Source organism: Pseudomonas sp. Sample_24, from assembly GCF_004307605.1.
GTDB lineage: Bacteria > Pseudomonadota > Gammaproteobacteria > Pseudomonadales > Pseudomonadaceae > Aquipseudomonas.
In genome coordinates, this window is record NZ_RCNW01000380.1 from 1 (window position 1) to 2,572 (window position 2,572).

The 2,572-nt window shown below is 56.1% G+C and carries 2 protein-coding genes; both read right to left on the minus strand.

From position 1 onward, the window contains the following. Positions 1–40 precede the first annotated feature (40 nt). Complete coding sequence (locus D8V06_RS21450; RefSeq protein WP_056853542.1) at positions 41–1,312, minus strand: YeaH/YhbH family protein; 1,272 nt, start codon at positions 1,310–1,312, stop codon at positions 41–43. Positions 1,313–1,448: 136 nt separating this feature from the next. Beyond that, a partial coding sequence (locus D8V06_RS21455) for a PrkA family serine protein kinase (protein WP_130931738.1) occupies positions 1,449–2,572 on the minus strand: 1,124 nt, incomplete at its 5' end.

The window sequence follows — 2,572 nt, forward strand, 5'->3', positions numbered from 1 at the left end:
GAGCCGGTGGAAATGGGTTGGCGCTTCTGCTCTTTGGCGGTCATGTCACTAACCTGCGCTGGAAGAGTTCACGAAAGACCGGATAGATATCCCCGGCCGAGACCAGTTGTTGCTGGGCAAAAGTGTCGGAAAAGGCTTCGGCGATGCGCTCGTATTCGAACCACAGGGCCTGGTGTTCGCGTGGGGTTATCTCAACGTAAGTGTAGTACTGCACGAACGGCATGATCTGGTTGATCAGAATGTCGCGGCAGATTGGCGAGTCGTCGTTCCAGTTGTCACCGTCGGAAGCCTGGGCGGCGTAGATGTTCCATTCGTTGCTCGGATAGCGCTCGGCCATGATCTCCTGCATCAGTTTCAAGGCGCTGGAGACGATGGTGCCGCCGGTTTCGCGGGAGTAGAAGAACTCTTCCTCATCCACTTCGCGGGCACTGGTGTGGTGGCGGATGAACACGACGTCGATCTTGTCGTAGTTACGCTTGAGAAACAGGTACAGCAGGATAAAGAAGCGCTTGGCGATGTCTTTGGTCGCCTGGGTCATCGAGCCGGAAACGTCCATCAGGCAGAACATCACAGCCTTGGAACTGGGATTGGGTTGTTTGATGAGCAGGTTGTATTTGAGGTCAAAGGTGTCGAGGAACGGCACGCGATGAATGCGCGCGCTGAGTTTTTCGATTTCCGCTTCGAGTTCCTGAATATCGCCGAAGTTGTCCGGTTCTTCCTGCTTCAATCGCAGGAGTTCTTCCTTGGCTTCCCGCAGTTTTGCGCGGCTGCTGCCGGACAGGGCGATCCGCCGGGCATGCGCCGAGCGCAGGGTACGAATGATGTTGATCCGTGAGGGGTTGCCTTCGTTACTGATCCCCGCACGAACGGTCTTGAAGGTGTCGGTACCGGTCAGGTTGCGCTTGACCAGGTTCGGCAGTTCCAGGTCCTCGAACATGAATTCGAGGAATTCTTCCTGGGTAATCTGGAAGACGAATTCATCCATCCCTTCGCCGGAGTTGCCGGCCTTGCCAGGTCCTCTGCCCCCGCCACCTCCCGGCGGGCGGGCAATGTGCTCACCGCTGGTGAATTCCTTGTTGCCCGGGTGCACGACAGTCTGCTTGCCACCGCGACCATGGTGAAGCACCGGCTCGTCGATGTCGCGGCCGGGGATACTGATTTGTTCGCCGTGCTCCATGTCGGTAATGGAGCGCCGGCTGACCGCCTCTTCGACAGCCTTTTTGATGTGATCACGGTAACGCCGCAGGAACCGCTGGCGGTTCACCGTGCTCTTGTTTTTGCCATTGAGACGTCGGTCGATCACATAGCTCATAGGGAGCCCTCCGGGCAGCTACAAGTCACAAGCTTCAAGCTACAAGCACGAAGCTTTCAAAGCAAACAGAGCCACCAACAGCCTCAAGCGCCCCTACGGTGTGCTTGAGGCTGGTAGCTTGCCGCTTGCAGCTGCCTTACTGCGATTTTCTCACCCGCAGATACCACTCGGACAGCAGTCGTACCTGTTTGTCGGTGTAACCCCGCTCGACCATTCGTGTGACGAAGTCGTTGTGTTTCTGCTGATCCTCTTTGCTGGCCTTGGCGTTGAAGCTGATGACCGGCAGCAAGTCCTCGGTGTTGGAGAACATTTTCTTCTCGATGACCACCCGCAGTTTTTCGTAGCTGAGCCAGGTCGGGTTTTTACCGTTGTTGTTGGCCCGGGCACGCAGTACAAAGTTGACGATTTCGTTGCGGAAGTCCTTCGGATTGCTGATACCGGCCGGTTTTTCGATTTTTTCCAGCTCCTCGTTCAAAGCCACGCGGTTGAGGATTTCGCCGGTTTCCGGATCGCGGTATTCCTGGTCCTGAATCCAGAAGTCGGCGTACAGCACGTAGCGGTCGAAGATGTTCTGGCCGTACTCGCTGTAGGATTCCAGGTAAGCGGTCTGGATCTCCTTGCCGATGAATTCGATATAACGCGGCGCCAGATATTCCTTGAGGAAGCGCAGATAGCGTTCGCGGGTCTCGGCCTGGAACTGTTCCTGCTCGATCTGTTGTTCCAGCACGTAAAGCAGATGCACCGGGTTGGCGGCGATTTCGTGCGGGTCGAAGTTGAATACCTTCGACAGGATCTTGAACGCGAAACGGGTCGACAGGCCGTTCATGCCTTCATCGACACCCGCGTTGTCGCGGTATTCCTGGATCGATTTGGCCTTCGGATCGGTATCCTTGAGGTTTTCCCCGTCATACACGCGCATTTTGGAATAGATGTTGGAGTTTTCCGGCTCCTTCAGGCGCGAAAGTACCGTGAACTGGGCCAGCATCTTCAAGGTGTCGGGGGCGCAATGGGCTTTGGCCAGCGAGCTGTTGAACAGCAATTTGTCGTAGATCTTCACTTCGTCGCTGACCCGCAGGCAGTACGGCACTTTGACGATGTAGATCCGGTCGATGAAGGCTTCGTTGTTCTTGTTGTTGCGGAAGGTGTGCCATTCCGATTCGTTGGAGTGAGCGAGCAGGATCCCGGTAAACGGAATCGCGCCAAGACCTTCGGTACTGTTGTAGTTGCCTTCCTGAGTGGCGGTCAGCAATGGGTGCAGCA

Bases quoted from the DNA above. Each gene is read 5' to 3' on its own strand.
- D8V06_RS21450 (WP_056853542.1), bottom strand. From the start codon at position 1,312: ATGAGCTATGTGATCGACCGACGTCTCAATGGCAAAAACAAGAGCACG.